This is a genomic window from Bradyrhizobium vignae, from assembly GCF_900324035.1.
GTDB classification, from domain to species: domain Bacteria; phylum Pseudomonadota; class Alphaproteobacteria; order Rhizobiales; family Xanthobacteraceae; genus Bradyrhizobium; species Bradyrhizobium vignae.
The window spans coordinates 1,517,777-1,533,859 of the sequence record NZ_LS398110.1; the positions used below are offsets into that span (position 1 = coordinate 1,517,777).

At 54.9% G+C, this 16,083-nt stretch carries 14 protein-coding genes; 12 read left to right on the forward strand and 2 right to left on the reverse strand.

Annotation, left to right across the window (positions count from 1 at the left end):
* Positions 1–16: 16 nt before the first annotated feature.
* The 7 genes from BRAD3257_RS07295 to tnpC all read left to right on the forward strand — a co-directional run bounded on the left by BRAD3257_RS07295 (position 17) and on the right by tnpC (position 5,300).
* Positions 17–361: a DNA-primase RepB domain-containing protein gene (locus BRAD3257_RS07295; protein ID WP_122401289.1), complete on the forward strand. Its 345-nt coding sequence runs from the start codon at positions 17–19 to the stop codon at positions 359–361.
* A gap of 268 nt (positions 362–629) precedes the next feature.
* Positions 630–1,346, forward strand: coding sequence for an AAA family ATPase (locus BRAD3257_RS07300; protein ID WP_122401290.1), 717 nt, complete (start codon positions 630–632; stop codon positions 1,344–1,346).
* A gap of 22 nt (positions 1,347–1,368) precedes the next feature.
* Positions 1,369–1,941, forward strand: coding sequence for a hypothetical protein (locus BRAD3257_RS07305; RefSeq protein ID WP_122401291.1), 573 nt, complete (start codon positions 1,369–1,371; stop codon positions 1,939–1,941).
* A complete protein-coding gene (locus tag BRAD3257_RS07310) occupies positions 1,938–2,603 on the forward strand; it encodes an HK97 family phage prohead protease (RefSeq protein ID WP_122401292.1) in 666 nt (221 codons plus the stop codon). The genes BRAD3257_RS07305 and BRAD3257_RS07310 overlap by 4 nt, the downstream gene beginning before the upstream one ends.
* Positions 2,604–2,820: 217 nt before the next feature.
* Positions 2,821–3,270 (forward strand): IS66-like element accessory protein TnpA, encoded by a 450-nt coding sequence (gene tnpA, locus BRAD3257_RS41685; RefSeq protein ID WP_160118757.1) that lies wholly within the window; start codon positions 2,821–2,823, stop codon positions 3,268–3,270.
* Positions 3,267–3,617 (forward strand): IS66 family insertion sequence element accessory protein TnpB, encoded by a 351-nt coding sequence (gene tnpB / locus BRAD3257_RS07320; protein ID WP_122401294.1) that lies wholly within the window; start codon positions 3,267–3,269, stop codon positions 3,615–3,617. The genes tnpA and tnpB overlap by 4 nt, the downstream gene beginning before the upstream one ends.
* Before the next feature lie 54 nt (positions 3,618–3,671).
* A complete protein-coding gene (gene tnpC / locus BRAD3257_RS07325) occupies positions 3,672–5,300 on the forward strand; it encodes an IS66 family transposase (protein ID WP_162500148.1) in 1,629 nt (542 codons plus the stop codon).
* On the opposite strand, the gene BRAD3257_RS07330 is transcribed toward tnpC, so the two are convergent.
* Entirely contained in the window at positions 5,301–5,738 is a 438-nt protein-coding gene (locus BRAD3257_RS07330; protein WP_061882017.1) for a hypothetical protein, read from the reverse strand.
* A gap of 1,900 nt (positions 5,739–7,638) precedes the next feature.
* Here BRAD3257_RS07330 and BRAD3257_RS39220 point away from each other — a divergent pair.
* Complete coding sequence (locus BRAD3257_RS39220) at positions 7,639–8,265, forward strand: hypothetical protein (RefSeq protein WP_145986957.1); 627 nt, start codon at positions 7,639–7,641, stop codon at positions 8,263–8,265.
* A 912-nt stretch (positions 8,266–9,177) separates the two neighbouring features.
* On the opposite strand, the gene BRAD3257_RS07340 is transcribed toward BRAD3257_RS39220, so the two are convergent.
* The gene (locus BRAD3257_RS07340; RefSeq protein WP_122401296.1) at positions 9,178–12,321 is read right to left on the reverse strand and encodes a metallophosphoesterase; all 3,144 of its coding nucleotides are present in this window, start codon (positions 12,319–12,321) and stop codon (positions 9,178–9,180) included.
* A 741-nt stretch (positions 12,322–13,062) separates the two neighbouring features.
* Here BRAD3257_RS07340 and BRAD3257_RS40780 point away from each other — a divergent pair.
* The 4 genes from BRAD3257_RS40780 to BRAD3257_RS07370 all read left to right on the forward strand — a co-directional run bounded on the left by BRAD3257_RS40780 (position 13,063) and on the right by BRAD3257_RS07370 (position 16,002).
* Positions 13,063–13,476 (forward strand): hypothetical protein, encoded by a 414-nt coding sequence (locus BRAD3257_RS40780; RefSeq protein ID WP_122401299.1) that lies wholly within the window; start codon positions 13,063–13,065, stop codon positions 13,474–13,476.
* A gap of 8 nt (positions 13,477–13,484) precedes the next feature.
* A complete protein-coding gene (locus tag BRAD3257_RS07360; RefSeq protein WP_145986958.1) occupies positions 13,485–14,153 on the forward strand; it encodes a hypothetical protein in 669 nt (222 codons plus the stop codon).
* 5 nt (positions 14,154–14,158) lie between these two features.
* On the forward strand, positions 14,159–14,821 hold the full coding sequence (locus tag BRAD3257_RS07365) for an SOS response-associated peptidase (protein WP_122401301.1): 663 nt from the start codon (positions 14,159–14,161) through the stop codon (positions 14,819–14,821).
* Positions 14,822–14,895: 74 nt separating this feature from the next.
* Entirely contained in the window at positions 14,896–16,002 is a 1,107-nt protein-coding gene (locus BRAD3257_RS07370) for a hypothetical protein (protein WP_122401302.1), read from the forward strand.
* The last annotated feature ends 81 nt before the right edge of the window (positions 16,003–16,083 follow it).

Consider the following 16,083-nt stretch of genomic DNA (forward strand, 5'->3'; position numbering starts at 1 on the left):
CGTTCCGTTGTGCGTTATGCGTCGTAATCTGCCACGCGGAAAGAAGGGTGGCGAGTCCGATGTTATCGCAGCGCTTGGGCTGGCGGCGGATATGGGCGCCGACACAGGCAAGGTCGGTGAAATGCCAGTTGAATCGAGCTTCGTGATCGAAACGTCACCGGGCAACAGTCAACAGGTGATCTTATTTGATAGGCCGCTGTCACTAGAACAGGCTAAACCGCTCGCCGTTGCGCTGAAGAAAGCCAGCGGTTCCGACCACGGCACAGCGGACATATCTCATGTGTGGCGCATTCTCGGCACGCTGAATTGGCCGACCAAGACGAAGCTCGCACGCGGGGCAGTGCTGAGCCGTGCGTCGTGACTCTGAAAGAGCCGTTTCAAGGACTGGTCTATAGCGGGTCTCAATTGGCCGACAGCTTATCGTCTTACCTGAACGAGCCCCAGGGGGAGACGCAGTTCGATGAATGCTTCTCAGGCCGCGTCGAAGCACACTCCATCTGGGATCGGGCTAGCGACATTCTTCGAGCGGCTTTGCTTTCGAACGGATTGCCCGACAGATCAGAGCACGCCGCCAGCGTCTTCGAGCACTGCGGTTTCGAAGGTCTGTCACTGGATGAGACAATTTCGCTTTGTCTCGCTCACGGGGGGCTTGGAAAGAGAGATATAGCAGCGAAGCAGCCCTCATAGCCGATGCAGAGAGATGCTGGAATAAATTCGTTCTACCCAAGAAGGCCGAGCGTGAAGCCAATGCACGGGCGGCAGAAGCATTCGTGGAAAACGCACGGGAAAAGCGGAAGGAACAGAAGCGCTCAAACGCGATAACCGCCACGCCATTCGTCTTTCAAGACCCTTCGACGCTGCCCCGGCGTGACAACCTTTATGGCGGCCACTTTATTCGTAGATACGTGTCGTCAACTGTAGGGGGCGGGGGCGGAGGAAAGTCGTCCATTGAAGTCGCCGACATGTTGGGAATGGTTAGCGCGAATCCGCCGCTTAGGGGCTGGTACTTCAATCTTGAAGACCCGATTGACGAGATTAAGCGCCGCGTGACCGCAGCCGCAATGCACCACGGCGTTGACCCGGAAGTGTTGAACGCGAATCTTTTCGTGGATTCTGGGCGCGATCAATCGCTTGTAGTCGTGACGCAGCAAGGTCGCGAGACGAAAATTGTCGAGCCAGTTGTCAAAGCGCTGATCGCCGAAATGAAGTACAAGGGGATCGATGTCCTCATTGTTGATCCCTTTGTGTCAACGCACGAAGTAGAAGAGAACGACAACAATAAGATTCAGCAAGTAGCCAATCAGTTTACGCGCGTTGCGAACGAAGCAAATGCTTCGGTGGAATGACTGTGCCTGTAGAGGAACTAAGATGGCGACCAAAGTACCTAACGTCTTTGAATACAGCCGTGAGCTTCGCGAAGAGACCGCGAAAGGGAAAGAAATCACGGCCCGGAAACAGGACGCCGAACGTAAGGCACGTCAACTGAACGAGCGTGTTCGGTCGGGACCAACGGCCGACGAACGCGCCGCCGACGCTGAACGGGTGGTAAGGGGAGAAGCGCTACCCGATTTCGAAGCCGAACTCAAAGTGGCGATGAGGGAATTGCGGGCATTGGAGGATGCCGAGAAAAGTCAGCTAATTCTGATCGAGACGGCGCGCAAAGCAGCGGCAGGCGGGATTAGCGACGAAATGCGACCGTACTATCAGCGGGGGATGAAGAAGCTCGTTCCCCTCCTCCGCGAAGCTCACGCGATCTGGAGTGACATCTTCGCAATGAAACAAGCCATGCTCAACCAGGGCCTGCAACTGCACGGAATCTTTCAGATCGAACCCTACTTTCTCGGCATTCCTGATGACCGGACGAGCGAATTTGCGGGCTTTCTACGTGAGTGTGTAAGTGCTGGATATATACGCTCGATGCCAAAGGAATTTGAGCGATGATCAGGCGCGACTATGAGATAGCAGCGGGCAGGCCACACGACCTGGAGTACGGAGGCGGCGGCTTCGTTACGGCCGTGGATGGGAAGTCGATCAGCGCAACCAACGAAAAAGAAGTACGGCAGCACCTGCAAGGTTACGCGCTCCGCTGGCGCTCGTTGATTGAGCAGGCCGGAAAGTACTTCTACTTCCTGCCCCATTCGATCAAAAATCCGATGTGGGGTGAGCCGAAGCGCCTGCTCTTCGACCACAACGAAGGGGAAGTGATCGCTACGACGCAGAGCGGCTTGCAGCTTTACTGCGACGACAATGGGCTAGCGATGCGGCTTGTGGTTGGAGGTGACCCGACACGGCGCAAAGCCTTCGAGACGGTCAAGAACGGGGAGCGCACTGCCCTTTCCGTGGGCGTCATTATCCACGGAGACGAATACGTTGAGATAGATGATACCCGTGTCAGGATGGTCAGATCAGCCACTTTGCAGGAAGTCAGCCTGGTAGCAGCGGGTGCATGCAAGCCCGCGTTCTGCGGCTTGATTGACGCGGAAGACGCGCGGTCGCTCGAAGACGATGCTAATTCCCTCAAGATTATGAATGACGGAGCGACGCATAAATTTCTTAAGGCACTTGGCAACCTCTTGGAAGCCGTACGAAACGACCGTCCCTAGACTACGGGAGTGACGGTCTAGCGCTCGCGGCGTCCCGACGTTGAGTGCGGCGGCTCGGTCGGTGGTGAATAGCCATCGGCCGGGTTGTTTCCAAAACCATTTTTACTAGTTCAGAGGTCGGCTTCGGTGCGCTGTGAGCGTCATCCAGGGACCACGCACTGAGGGCTGATCTGGTCGGCTAAGAATATCTCGCGGAATGGTTTGTCGCGGGGTCACAATGTCCAAGGATAGTCGTAAGGATAGCGATAAGGATAGGCATACGTCTATCCTTGAAGACGGCGCCGACACGCTGCAGCGCATCGAGATCATCACGGGGACGGGCCGGCGTCGGCGCTGGTCGACCGACGCGAAGGCGGCGATTGTTGCGGAGAGTTTTGCGCCGGGGGCGAGCGTGTCCGCGGTGGCGCGGCGGCACGATATCAGTCCAAGCCTGTTGTTTCTCTGGCGTCGCCAGGCAACGCAGGCGCAAGTCGCGGAGCGCGGGGACAGAGGCATGCTACCTGGCTTTGTGCCGGCCGCGATCATCGGCTGCGGGAGCAAATTGCCGAGTGGGGAGCAGGCGGCGATCGAGATCGAGGTCGGCGCGGTTCGGATCCGTGTCAGGGGGACAATCGACCGGCGGGCACTGTGCGAGGTGCTGGCGGCAGTCGGGGCGATTGGTCGATGATCGGGCTTCGATCTGGGTTGTCGATCTGGATTGCGACGCAGCCGGTCGATTTCCGCCGCGGCATGGACTCATTGGCGATGCTGGTGAGCGAGGCCTTTGGAGCCGATCCGTTCGACGGCGGACTTTATGTCTTCCGCTCCAAGCGCCGAGATCGCGTGAAGATCCTGACCTGGGATGGGAGCGGCCTTGTCCTTTACTACAAAAGAATCGAGGGACAGTTCACCTGGCCGCCGATCAAGGGAGGCGTCATGCCGCTATCTCATGCTCAGCTCTCGGTGCTGCTCGATGGCTCGGACTGGAAGCGTCTGCCGATGCGAGTTGTGGATCAGCCACTACGAGCTGGTTGATCCTTATTAAGAGTCGTTCGTCACTCATGCGGGGTTGTTGTAGAATCACTCTGCATGAGTGATTTGCCTTTCGATCCAGCATTGCTCCGTCAAACCGTGATAGTGCTATCGTCACGGCTTGCGGCGTTGTCGGCGGAATGCAGCTCGCTTTCGGCCGAGCGTGATGCGGCAATCGCCCAACGCGACGCTGCGATCCAGGAGAACGACAAGCTCCTGATGATCCTGTCCCAGTACAAGCGCACGATCTTCGGTCCCCGCTCCGAGACACTGGATCTCGGACAGCTGTCTCTCTTCACCATCACGGCACAAGCGGTTCGTGCCGCCGCCAACGACGACGTGACCGGAGGCAGGCTGCCCGACGGAGCGGAGGACCGTGGAAAGCGACCGGCGCGACGCAACCGTGGGAAGCTTCCGGAGCATTTGCCGCGCATCGATGTCGTGATCGATATGGAGAGCCAGATCTGCCCCTGCTGCGGCGAGCAGCTGCACAAGATCGGGGAGACCGTCAAGGAAGCCTTCGACGTCATTCCGATGCAGTACCGGGTCAAGCGCATTGTGCGCCCGCGGTACGGCTGCCGGGGATGCCGCCAGGGTGTCCTGCAGGCACCCGCGCCGGCCCAGGCGATCGACGGTGGGATGGTGACGGAAGCGTTGCTGGCCCACATCGCGGTGATGAAATACGGGTACCAGCTGCCGCTGTATCGCCAGGAACAGATGTTTGCCGCCCAAGGCATCACGCTCGACCGGCAAACGCTGGCCTCGTGGATGGGCCGCGCCGCCTGGTGGCTGAAGCCGCTTCACACGTTGTTGCGCGACACAGTGATGTCCTACCCGCGGCTGTTTGCCGACGAGACGCCGCTGCCAGTTCTCGATCCCGGCCGTGGCCGGACCAAAGTCTGCCAGTTCTGGGCGATCGCCACCGATGACCGTCCGTGGGGTGGCCCGGCGCCGCCGGCGGTGGTCTACATGTTTGCCGAGGATCGCAAGGCGATCCGCGCCAAGCAGCTGTTCGGGGACTACCACGGCATCCTGCAGGTCGACGGCTATGCCGCCTACAAGGGCCTGATCAAGAACGGCGGCCATCTGGTGCAGCTCGCGTTCTGCTTTGCGCATGCGCGGCGGAAGTTCTGGGACGTTCACGTCGCGACGAAGTCGCCGATTGCCGCGGAAGCGCTGCAACGGATCGCGATGTTCTACGCCATTGAGGATCGCATCCGCGGTCTGCCAGCGGCGCATCGGGCTGCGGTGCGGCAAACCAACACCAAGCCGCTGATCGAGGACTTCAAACCCTGGCTCGAAGCGCGACTGCTGGAAGTCTCGAAGAAGTCCGGTCTGGGCAAAGCCATCCGCTACACCCTCAACCATTGGGACGGCCTGACGCGCTTCATCGATGACGGACGCATCGAAATAGACAGCAATACGGTCGAGCGCAGCATCAAGCCGATAGGCCTGGGAAAGAAGAACTACTTGTTCGCCGGCAATGAAGGCGGCGCCGAGACATGGGCCATTCTCGGCTCGCTCATCAACTCGGCAAAGCTGCAAGACATCGACCCGCGGCACTATCTGACCGATGTTCTCGAGCGCATCGTCTCTGGACGCACCAAGATCAATCAGCTGAACACGCTGCTGCCGTGGAATTGGAAGGCCGAACGCGACGGTTCGGAGGCAAAGCTCGCCGCTTGATCAGTTCGACGGCAAGGCGTCAGGAACTTCCTGCGCATCGCTGGCGTCGTCGTAGATCTCTTCGCGGATCACGCGCAGCGTCACCTCGTGCAGATACACTTGCAGCGCACCCTCCAGCTCGGTGAACTCCGGCAGCAGGACTCGATCGACGAAGCCTCGTGATGCACGGACCATCACCGTGTTGCGTCGCTGCCGGTGATAACGAAACGGCCGCAGCCCATATCGGCGGCAAAGCGCCAGAAAAAGATGCCGAGACCATTGGTCGGGAAGTGAGAATTGCTGTTCGATCGGTGGATCGTGGCGAGCGAGTTCCTCGACCCTAGCTCGCACCCGCTGCAGCGCGGCTTCCGCCGCAAGGCGCTCACCAGCAGTTCCGGCACCTGCGAACAAGGCCTCGATCTTCCGAAGCTTCTCGCGCAGCTGCGACTCGCTGGTCATTCTGATCTCGTTACCCGCTCCGAACCAGGGTCACCCCATCACCGCGCGCCGGCGGCGTCAATCATCCCGACCGCGCTATCCAAAGCATTCCGCGCAAGTCAAGCCCGGGCACCGGTGATACTATCGTGACGCTCACGGTGCGCTTACATCCATTTTCTTGTAGCCATCCAACATGTCCATCGGCACACGCTCAATGCCACAATCGCTACGCGTCGCTTCCTTACGATCGAACACAACAATACCTTCGCTGACCAAGCATCAGCAGATGCGCGACGCGGCAAGTAAGACACACTGCCCTATCTGCGACAATTGGACGCCACTGATAGAAGAGTGTTGTCAACTAGCGGACTACGGGATTAATTCTTAGGTTGCAATGGAATTAGTTTCAAGCGCGGCACTCAAATAAACCTTGGGATGTCGGCCATGCGTTCATTTGTAATTGGACTGCTTTCCGTAGTCGCATTTAACAGTACCGCCTTTTCGCAATCTACGAGATTCTGTATAGGCGAAAAGCTCTGTCCGGTGTCTTCCCCATCGTTGCACCCCTGCGGCTCAAATGCTGATCAGATCGCTGAAGAGATTTGCACTGTGCGCCTCGGCGGAGGCGACAATAAAGTTCTGCCGCACCGCCTTGTAAAAGAGGGAACGCACGGTGGCCACCGTTGCGGGTACTCTTGGTACACGGTCACTTGCATCAATAACTGAAGTTTAAATTGCAGTATCAACCCCAGGATTGACGAAATGTCCACTGGGCTCAGAACGATATTGTCACTCGCGACTGTCTTTCAGTTGGCGAGCGCTGCTTGGGCCGAAGAAACCTTCAGGGTTGCTCAGGGAGCTTACACTCAGTGCGTTGCAGTTCACAATGGCGAGCGGTGGAACATCGTAGGTCCACATCTAGATGCGCAAGCCTGCTTTGCGCGTGCACGCCAATGTACGGGAAATCCAAACGTTCAGGTCACCCATTACGGCACGCTCGTAATCATTCAAACGCCATATCGACAGTGCGCGAGGTAGGAGCGGCCTGTGAGGGATCAGGGTAAAAGCGATGGATCAATCTACGAAGATACTTCTTGCGCTCATTGCCTCCGGTGTCTGGCTGAACATCATCCTTTGGACATTCGGTCCGATGCCTGCGCGCACAGGCTGACAACAATCCTGGAACTGCCGAATACTATCTCAAACGGAAGGACATCAAGTTAGGCTCAATCATAGATGGCGGATGCGCGAATCGTAAGATTTGCTGATCTTGGCTGGATTACTCAGCATCCGCAGCGAATGCAGCAAAAATTCAGCAGTCAACAAGTCGCCAAGGGCGGCGATGATCATCTACCTTAGCTATGGGAGGTAAAAATGCGTTTGGCCGGTGCAGTCGGACTATTGCTATCGTTTGCTACGACTTCTGCTTTAGCCGCCAACTTCACGCCGATCCCCGGAAAGGGCATCTATCGAAACAACATCATAAAGATTGCTTGCGATCAGCGGGCCGCCAGCGTTTGCCAACAACAAGCGAACGGATGTGGCAATATCTGTAAAGCAGGAAGAGACTACCAACTTTGTTGGCAGGGGTGTTTGAACCGATACAAAGAGTGCAAATATAGCGCTGGCTGTGGCGACCTTTAATCGATTCAACGACTAGGCCGCCTCATCGTCGGCCTGGTCGTTTCCGCGCGGTCCAACCCGTGGCCGCACGTATTGTTACTTGACACCGTGACAACGTGGAGGGTTGCCATCATGACTAAACGGAGTATTCGGAAGCTCGTGATCGCTGCACTGTTCTTGTCGATTTCGAGCCCCATATTGGCGCAAGAGGCGCTGCGGCCGTACCGGACGTCTGCTCCTAACTATTCCCCGCTCATTCAACTATCTCAAGTGACTTGCACAACCGGGGGACCAGTATGTGCCGGCAGCTGCTGCGCAAAGGGCGAAAGGTGTTGTGGTCCTTCTCCGACCTCAAAATATTGCGCAAAAAAGTGTGATCCAAATCTCTGAGCTTGCCGACGAGCGAAGTCGGAACGTAACACTCGACTTCGCTCGTCAGTGTCATCGAATATTTGGCCGCGGCGTTACTCCGGCTAAGCGCGGTGCCAACACGCGACATACAGCAACATATGCGTTTTTCGTTTCGGCATTCTCGATGACGGCCTCAGTTGAAGCCGTAGCTCAAGGCGCGGTACTTCAGCCAAACCCACCGACGGCGCTGTTGGATCCGCTGCTTGAGAATCAATTATCAAACGCATTACTTGTCGGTTGCGTGATGCTCACGCGATTTGCGGGAAGTTCCAGCACTATCGCGGTGCCCAGATCAAGCGAACTCGCTGATAAGAGCGTCAGGATTAGTACGCCGTTCCTGGTCCATCCAACGATGGGAGCGCAGTGCCAGCTGCCGGGACAACGTTGCGTGGGAGGCGTCATAAAAATCGGGGCGTATAACCCAAACTCGACATCGACCAATTCCAAATTGCCTGGCCACATCTTCATCAGCGTCAACATTGAAGCGGTATCCAGAAGAGATTGCGGAGGCTAACGGATCAATCTGCCCACGGTGTGCTGGCGTCGCCGGAGTACAAATACATGAGCCGCTTTGGTCGCTTATTTAGTCCATTGGTGATGAGCCTGCTTGTCCTCTATTCCCCCGCGTGGGCACAAGATGCGAAAAGACGCTCAAGCGAGGCTGGCGATGGGCCGACCGTCTGCCGCATCCCATTCCGAGTGTGCCGTGGGATCTATGGTGAAAGATGCTGGTATCCGGCGGCAGGCCAAACATGAATAGTGATTATGTCTGCGGCTCAGGCTTGGTCTTTTGTTGGCATGGCCCCAAATGCATTGCTCCATGGAGAGGAGAACAGTGCTAAGCGCTTCAGTTATGGAGAATAGGTATGGATACTTGGGTCCTCGTTTTGACCTTGTTTTCTCAGAGCGCCGTTAGTCTAGCAACTGTTCCCGGTTATTCGTCTGAAGCTGAGTGCGAACGGACGGCAGTTGCTTTTAACTCTAAAACCGGCGGCCGCATTAGCGATGACAAGGTAAAGGCGTCTTTCGAAATGAGGTGGACTTGTCTCCCGGGACCGAGATCATCTGGGCAATCCATTCCGAGCAAGTGATTGGAGAAAGTCACTCCCCAGTCGAGAGTTCAACTTGCCCAATGTGGTCGCATTTGCAACGAGGCGCACGCGTTTTCGTCGTCGCTCAAATGACGCCCCTGCATTAGTTCGAAACGGGTCTGGCCCATTTTGCCATGGACAACGATCATTGCTTCTTTTGACGATTTCCACCGCAAGGCTCCTGTGGCAAGACGACTAGAGTCCGCCGCACGGCAACGAGAGCGTAATGAGCCTTCGAACTATCCCAACTAACCCCGGGGGGGGAGCGATTCCTTCGCCAAATTGGCTCCCGACCGGGGCCTAGGAAAATTTGCACGTCCGCAAAATGGGCGAGTTTATTGCCGGTCACTTTCTTTGTAGGCCGACTGCTGAAGCTTGGATATCAATCGACTTTTCAGCGCCCCATTCGCTTTCGTCTTGTCCATAAGATCAAGCTCAAGATCGGCAACGAGAGCTTCGAATTCGCCTCTGAGAGACGCGCTGAGCGGCCTAGAATGATAGTACGCGAACAACCGTTGTACGATGGCACTCTTTACCCATCGTTCAGTTCGTCGGTTCGACGCTAGTTCTGAAAATCGCTTGATTGAGCGCGCAGGATCAAGTTCTAGCAAAATAAAGAGGGCAAACAGCCGCTTAAGAGGCGCAGTGCCGCGCTCTTGTGCTAATTCGTCGAGTAGATCAACCAGCTTCTCGCTTCCCAGATTTTGGTAAGCTGTGTCAGAGAGTGCAGCGGGCCAGGCGAACGCCATAGCTTCCTCAAAAAAAGTGAGAAGCTTTATGGTCCGCTCAGTATTGTCCGGTTGGTTTTTAGCCTCCAACTCTCGCCTAAATTCTTCGACCACCTCCTTAAGGCCTGAAAGTATACCGCGAAGGCCTTTCTCCCAAAGAGCCACGCAGTGGTCTAAGTGAAGCTTCTTCCGTTCGCGATCAACAAATTCAAGATTGCGCAATAGTTCGCTGTAGAATTCGAGGACAACAAAATAAGTTTCGATTGAACCTCTCTCATTTTTCTTACCGTTCTGCTTACGCTCTCGCTCCTCCAGGCGGCGATCAGCGGAATCCCATAAAGCGTCGATTTGCTCGGCCGTCATAGGCTCCTTGCGCATCTTCTTAATTTGTGTCGCAACAAACTCAGGGTCTTTGGTTGATGCGAGATACTGCTCTATTTGCGGACCGTCCAGCGACGGTTCGGGAACATCAATCGAATCAATCTGAGCTTTCACGAAGTCGAGAAGATCGCCCTCATGCCTAAAGCGAGCGGTGTACAAGTCAAACTCTCGCGTGTAATCGATCCAGTTAGGCGAGGCTAAGACCTGCGCTCTGATGCTCGGATTGTCCGCAAAGTAACCCGCTACAAAAAACTCCTGGAAGCGTCGGTAGCGGAATGAGATTGTTTCCCCAACTTGGGAGAAGATGCCGCACGATATGAAACCATCGACTATTTTTGTTGCGTCGTAAGTGAGAGCCTTACTGTGAAGGAACTGAATCACCCTCGCCACTACGTCGTTTTTGGTCTTTATTTCGTCGGTGGTTTTGAACCAGTAGGCTAGCGCCTGCAACACGACAGACTTAGAATGAAAATCGAATTCTCGGCGCAAAGCGCCCGAATAATCCATCCTTCCAAGCATAAAGTCTATCAAGTTCTGGAGGAGGACTGCTTCATTTATCAGTTCACCCTTTGACCGATTCAGCATCGCCCAAAGCATAAGGGAAACGATGTAGCCGCTTCTTGGGAGCCCGGTGCGCTGAATCTGCTCCATCACTGCTCGATGCATTGCATCGGTTACTTCGCCGGATGACGTATTTAGCCATTGAGCAGAAAGCGCGCGAATCGATCTGCGATCCAGTTCACCGATGCCGGAGACTTTAAATCCAGGGAAGTTGGCTTCAGTTGTGTTTATCAGCGACAACGCCCCGGTCGCATTTCTTACGAGAAGGCACCAGCGCGCGTTACTCTGTTCAGAAATCATTTGCTTAAGAATGGTCAATCGATCTGTGTCAAACAGATCGACATCATCAACAATCACAAAGACCGCCTCATTTTCTACAAGCGAGCGTTGGATTGTACCTTCCGATATTTCTGTGACGCGGTTGCGGACAAGCTGCCAAAAGAGATTTGTGTGCTTTTTGATTGCTGCGAACTGACACAGCAAAGGCAATCGAGGTTGGTCTGCATTGCCCTCCGCGACCTGAACGGCCACGTAATGTCCAAGAGAGGTTTTGCCGTGTTCAGACCTTCCAATGAAGGCAATGCTTTCAGGAATCGCTAAGAGTGACGCCAGAATCGATTTTGGTGCTCGCGTCTGATCCTGATCGACGGAACTGGCAGCCCGAGAAGCATTGTCAAATGGTGGGCAGACGAAGTGCGTATCGATATCCTGGGCACCGCTCGGCGTGCCGATTAAGGAAAGGTGCTTATTCGCCTGCTGGCGGATGACGGACTTTACGCGGCGAATAGTCGAAGCTAATGAGGGCTTTGCCCGCGCTCTTGAGTCGGCGAAGGGCAGTATGATTTGGCCGCCTTCAACGATGCGAGTCGCTGGAGTAAATACACGACGCTGATCGGAATATTCAAAGAGCGACATCTTCGCTTGCCGCTCATCGGGCCGAACGTTCAATATGCTAAACCCGTCGAAGTATTTTCTTGAGACATAGAGCGCTGCGCCTTGGGAAAGAATAGCATCTCCAGATACGGTTTTTCTATACTGGGGTGAATTGTTGTGAACGTGGCCGCACATTAGTAGGTCAAATTCGGACTGTAGCCGCCCTTCCACCGAGAGTTCATCGTCGTCTATCAACCAGTTAAGCGGATGGTGATACACTGCAATTCTAAGATCGCAGTCTTTCATCATATCGACGGCCCTATCCACGACTCGTTCGCCAAGCACAAGTCGATTACGATCAACATCATCCGGTTCCCCGGTCGTTCGCCAGGCGGTATTGAATAGCGCAACACCAATCCTCAAGGGACCGATGTCGAAGCTGTGAATCGATAGAAACAGATTGGCAAAATGGCGAGACGGATTGGGGGCAATCCACTGCGTTTCGTAGAATTTGGAGAGACGAGCGAATGCAGGCGGTATCGTTCCTGCAATGGGCATGGTCCAATGCTCATCGATAAAGGCATTGATCTGTTCGCGCGACCGAAGGCTCGCAAGTAGTCCTAGTTCGACGTACTTACTACCTCGTACCACGTCTCGATCAATGTCGTGATTGCCAGGACAGATTACAAATCGACTACTATCAAGTTTGCACTCAACCAACAGCGGCCGCACGAAGTTATGGATCGCTTGCTCGAATGTAGCCCTATCTGCGCCACTCTGAACCAGATCTCCCGAAAAGACGACTAGATCGATCTTCTCGCTAGAAGCGTGCAAGCCGATGGTTTCCGTTAGCGCATTCAGCACGATCTTTACATCGTGATCTTGCTCGCCCCGATAATGCAGGTCCGAAAGATGCAAAACGTTCAACGCAGTCATGAAAAATCCTCTTGAGAGCAGGCGACGCTATCAGAAGTTGAAATAACAGGGACGTGGTCCGCCGACTTATCCAACGGTGTTCAATTGTTGCGCGGCAGCACTCGCCCGCGCGCGTAACCGGGCGAGGCAAGCTCTTCCAAGCGCCGCTCAAGGAATTCATTCACGACTATCAGCGCCTTGACCGCCTCGCGCGCGTCCCCGCCGCATGCCGCTATGGCCTGGTCCGCCGCTAATTCAAGGCGGTCTGCATCAGATGGCTTGCTCAGTAAGGAAGCTGGCATTCAATCAATGTACCGCGTTTGTTCTAGTTCGCAGTGTGTTCTTGTGGACCTGTCCGTATTTGACCCCGAGCGTCCTAAGTTGATTTTGCTAATGTCCTAACTTGCTTTTTGTCGGGTCGCGATCAGCAAGACCGCGATGGCTATTCCAACGCCTATAGTGACCAGCTTCAAAATCAAGAGCAGGTCGTCGTCGGAATGAATCCGATTGGGCCATCCTGTAATGGACAAGATGGTGGTCAGTACGAAGAATATGATGCAGCCGCCCAGTCCCCACTTGAGCGAATCCCTTAACACGCCCATCCCCCCAAAAATCCATTCAGTGATCTTAAGCCGCCTCAGTTGGCGGCCTCTTTGATTCCAGAGATATCCACATCCACCATAGCCAGTAGCCCGAGGGCGTTCCCGCTCGCAACGGATTGATAATTTGCACAGGCAAGTGCGCTACGCTTCTCTATAACGCATGTCCACCAAGTCTCGCCAGTACCTGTTCGGCACACAAATCAAAATGTCAGCGGAGCGTGCCAAGGAAGCGCGCAAGGAGGCCGACAAGCTGGCGTGCGAGGCTTGGAATTGCCGCATGCTCGGCTACAAAGGACCGGCTCAGCCATCACCCACAATCGGCGACGCAATCAATGCCGGTTATCTATACTTAGAAGTGCGGTGTCTTGGGTGCGATACGAACCAAACCGTAGCGCTAGACATTGTTCGGCGTACGAAGACGACACCGGTCCATGAGTTGGAGCGCTACCTACGTTGCAAAGACTGTTCGGTGGTGCGAGGCTATCCGTACAAGCGAAGCGCGTTGGTAGCGCTTAGGCCAACGAAGATTTCGGCAAGCCATCCACCGTCAACGTGGTGGCCGGGGGAGCGGTAATACCGGACATGACCAACCAGAATCCAGACGGCTCACCTACCCCAGACGGACTAGAAGAATTTTTTCGAGCGATTGAGCCTACGGTAAGCGACGCAGAAGACTACTTAAGAGTCGCTCGCGGCACCATCGCCGACATCCGCCGAGACGGCGACTTTCTAGCTGTCGTTAAAATGCACGCTACCATCGAGCCGTTGCTGGGGGATGCACTCGAACAATCTGTGACGAGGGCCTTGAAGCATCCAAAGGTGAACTTTCCTGGTGGCGACGCGCTAGCCGACTTCGTTGCAGGCGCGAACTTGGAATCAAAAATTAGGCTAGCTCTGAAGTCGGAAATCATTAGCGACGATAATGCAGGCTTCATCCGTGCGTTGGCACGAATAAGAAATTATTACGCTCATGATGTCAGCAACATGCAGAAGAACATCTATGATGCTGCGAGCGACGTTGACAAGCAAGGAAACGGACTATCGATCTTGCGTGATTTGATGTCGTATTCGACCGGAACAAAGAGGAAGATCACATCAAGACTGGCGCTCGTCTATCTAAAGCCCTTCATGTTCCTTCGTTTCGCAAGTTTACTTGCTAATTTGCTCCACGGAATTCGCCCACCTCCCGCGTTGTCCCATGTGATGGGTGGCTTGTTAGCTGATGGCGGGGACTCCGAAGCATCGGATTAGTATCGATGTGCAACCTCTACAGCATCACGACCAATCAGGCGGCGATCGCCGAACTTTTCCGCGTCGTCAATCGCTACGTCGGCAATCTTGCGCCAATGCCCGGCGTATTTCCCGATTATCCAGCGCCCGTTGTGCGCAACACTGATAGCGGCACGGAGCTTACGCTGATGCGCTGGGGCATGCCGCCGCCGCCGCGCACAGGTGGGCCTCCCATCACGAACATTCGCAACACTTCATCGCCGCATTGGCGCGGCTGGTTGAAACCTGAAAACCGGTGCTTGGTACCGTTCAATAGCTTCGCGGAATACGCGCCAGAGTCCAACCCCGAAACCAAGAAAAAGGACGTTGTTTGGTTTGCGATCAACGACCAGCGCCCCCTAACAGCGTTCGCTGGCATTTGGACCACGTTCAAAGGTGATCGCGGTACGAAATCCAAGCCTGTGCCTGGTCCGCATAATGTCTATGGTTTCTTGACAACAACACCCAATGCGATTGTTGAACCGATACATCCCAAAGCTATGCCGGTGATCCTGACGAGCGATGAAGAGCGCGACGCGTGGATGCGGGCGCCATGGGAGGAAGCGAAGGCGTTGCAGCGGCCTCTGGCGGATGATGGGCTGATCATTGTCGCGCGGGGCGAGACGAAAGAAGACGTTGCAGTGACGTGAATACGGCTAATACTTGACGGCGCTTAAGTTTTTGGAAGAATGGGCCGCCAACCTGAGGGTACGGGGGGAGTTCCATGCGTGCTATAATTGCCGCACTAGTTCTGTTCGTCACTATTGTGAATCCTGTCCACGCGCGCGGTCCCTACGGTAGGATATCCGTAGCAGGATGGTCGGGCGGGGCTTACACGGACGATAAGACGGGTCAATTCTCGAACTGTATTGCGAGCGCCAACTACAAGAGCGGCATCAATTTTGGTGTTCTCGTCACCAAGACTTACAGTTGGGTGCTTGCGTTTACACATCAGAGTTGGACCCTATCCCAGGGACAAAAGTTTCCGATCGTTCTGAGTTTCGATGGCCGGAATACGTTCAACGTTGATGCCGTGGCAATTTCGGGGACTATGGTTTTCGTCCCGATGCCGGACAATTCTGCTCTGATTAAGAGTTTCCGCGCGGCACGCACAATGTCTGCATTTGCCCAAGGCCACCTTTTTCAGTTTGATCTGAGCGGAACATCGGTCCTCATTCCCGCGCTGGTAACCTGCGTTAAGACTATTAATGCCGGAGGTATCGCAGCCGCCAGCGACTTTACGGCAGCGGTCACTGCCAACGCCACGCCAAAACTTGTTGCGCCGAACACGTCGCCAACCAACGCGTCCAGCTTGGAACCAGCACGTCCACAAGAGGGTTCGGCAGAATTGCAGTTGGAGGCAATGCAGCTAGCGTCAAACTTCATTCTTAAGGCAAATTCTTTATCTCATCCTGCCTTGGTTAGTCGATCTGAAACACCAGTTGCTCTTGCTTCAACCGGCGCGGCTTGGAAAGCTGACAACGCAACCGGCTTCGTTCGTATTATTCCTCCACAGCCGAATGTAGCTGGTCTTGATGTAGCTGCCGCTATAGTCGGGAATGATGCAAAAGACTGCAAAGGAAAGTTTGCTTCTGCGCGTAATAGCGAGCTTATCGATAGTGAAGTCGTCTTCCGTGGCATGTCCTCTTGCGAGGATTCTGAGAAGTCAGCGATAGCTGAGTATTTCATCCTTCCGCGCAAAGCGGGAGGGTTCATCATGTTTTCGGTGATAACGCCAACGAAGACGATCGGCCAACAGATTCAAGGTCAACAGCGTGACGAACTGAATGCTAGTTTCCGCAAGGCGGCCTACACCTCAGTAAATCAATGAGTCGATCTTTGCTCCATGACTTAAAAATTAGACTCCTCGTCGTATGGGCTCCCATTGTTGCTGTATTCGCGGTTTCGTCCA

Bases quoted from the DNA above. Each gene is read 5' to 3' on its own strand.
- BRAD3257_RS07295 (WP_122401289.1), top strand. From the start codon at position 17: ATGCGTCGTAATCTGCCACGCGGAAAGAAGGGTGGCGAGTCCGATGTT.
- BRAD3257_RS07305 (WP_122401291.1), top strand. From the start codon at position 1,369: ATGGCGACCAAAGTACCTAACGTCTTTGAATACAGCCGTGAGCTTCGC.
- BRAD3257_RS07310 (WP_122401292.1), top strand. From the start codon at position 1,938: ATGATCAGGCGCGACTATGAGATAGCAGCGGGCAGGCCACACGACCTG.
- tnpA (WP_160118757.1), top strand. From the start codon at position 2,821: ATGTCCAAGGATAGTCGTAAGGATAGCGATAAGGATAGGCATACGTCT.
- tnpB (WP_122401294.1), top strand. From the start codon at position 3,267: ATGATCGGGCTTCGATCTGGGTTGTCGATCTGGATTGCGACGCAGCCG.
- tnpC (WP_162500148.1), top strand. From the start codon at position 3,672: ATGAGTGATTTGCCTTTCGATCCAGCATTGCTCCGTCAAACCGTGATA.
- BRAD3257_RS07330 (WP_061882017.1), bottom strand. From the start codon at position 5,738: ATGACCAGCGAGTCGCAGCTGCGCGAGAAGCTTCGGAAGATCGAGGCC.
- BRAD3257_RS07340 (WP_122401296.1), bottom strand. From the start codon at position 12,321: ATGACTGCGTTGAACGTTTTGCATCTTTCGGACCTGCATTATCGGGGC.
- BRAD3257_RS40780 (WP_122401299.1), top strand. From the start codon at position 13,063: ATGTCCACCAAGTCTCGCCAGTACCTGTTCGGCACACAAATCAAAATG.
- BRAD3257_RS07360 (WP_145986958.1), top strand. From the start codon at position 13,485: ATGACCAACCAGAATCCAGACGGCTCACCTACCCCAGACGGACTAGAA.
- BRAD3257_RS07365 (WP_122401301.1), top strand. From the start codon at position 14,159: ATGTGCAACCTCTACAGCATCACGACCAATCAGGCGGCGATCGCCGAA.
- BRAD3257_RS07370 (WP_122401302.1), top strand. From the start codon at position 14,896: ATGCGTGCTATAATTGCCGCACTAGTTCTGTTCGTCACTATTGTGAAT.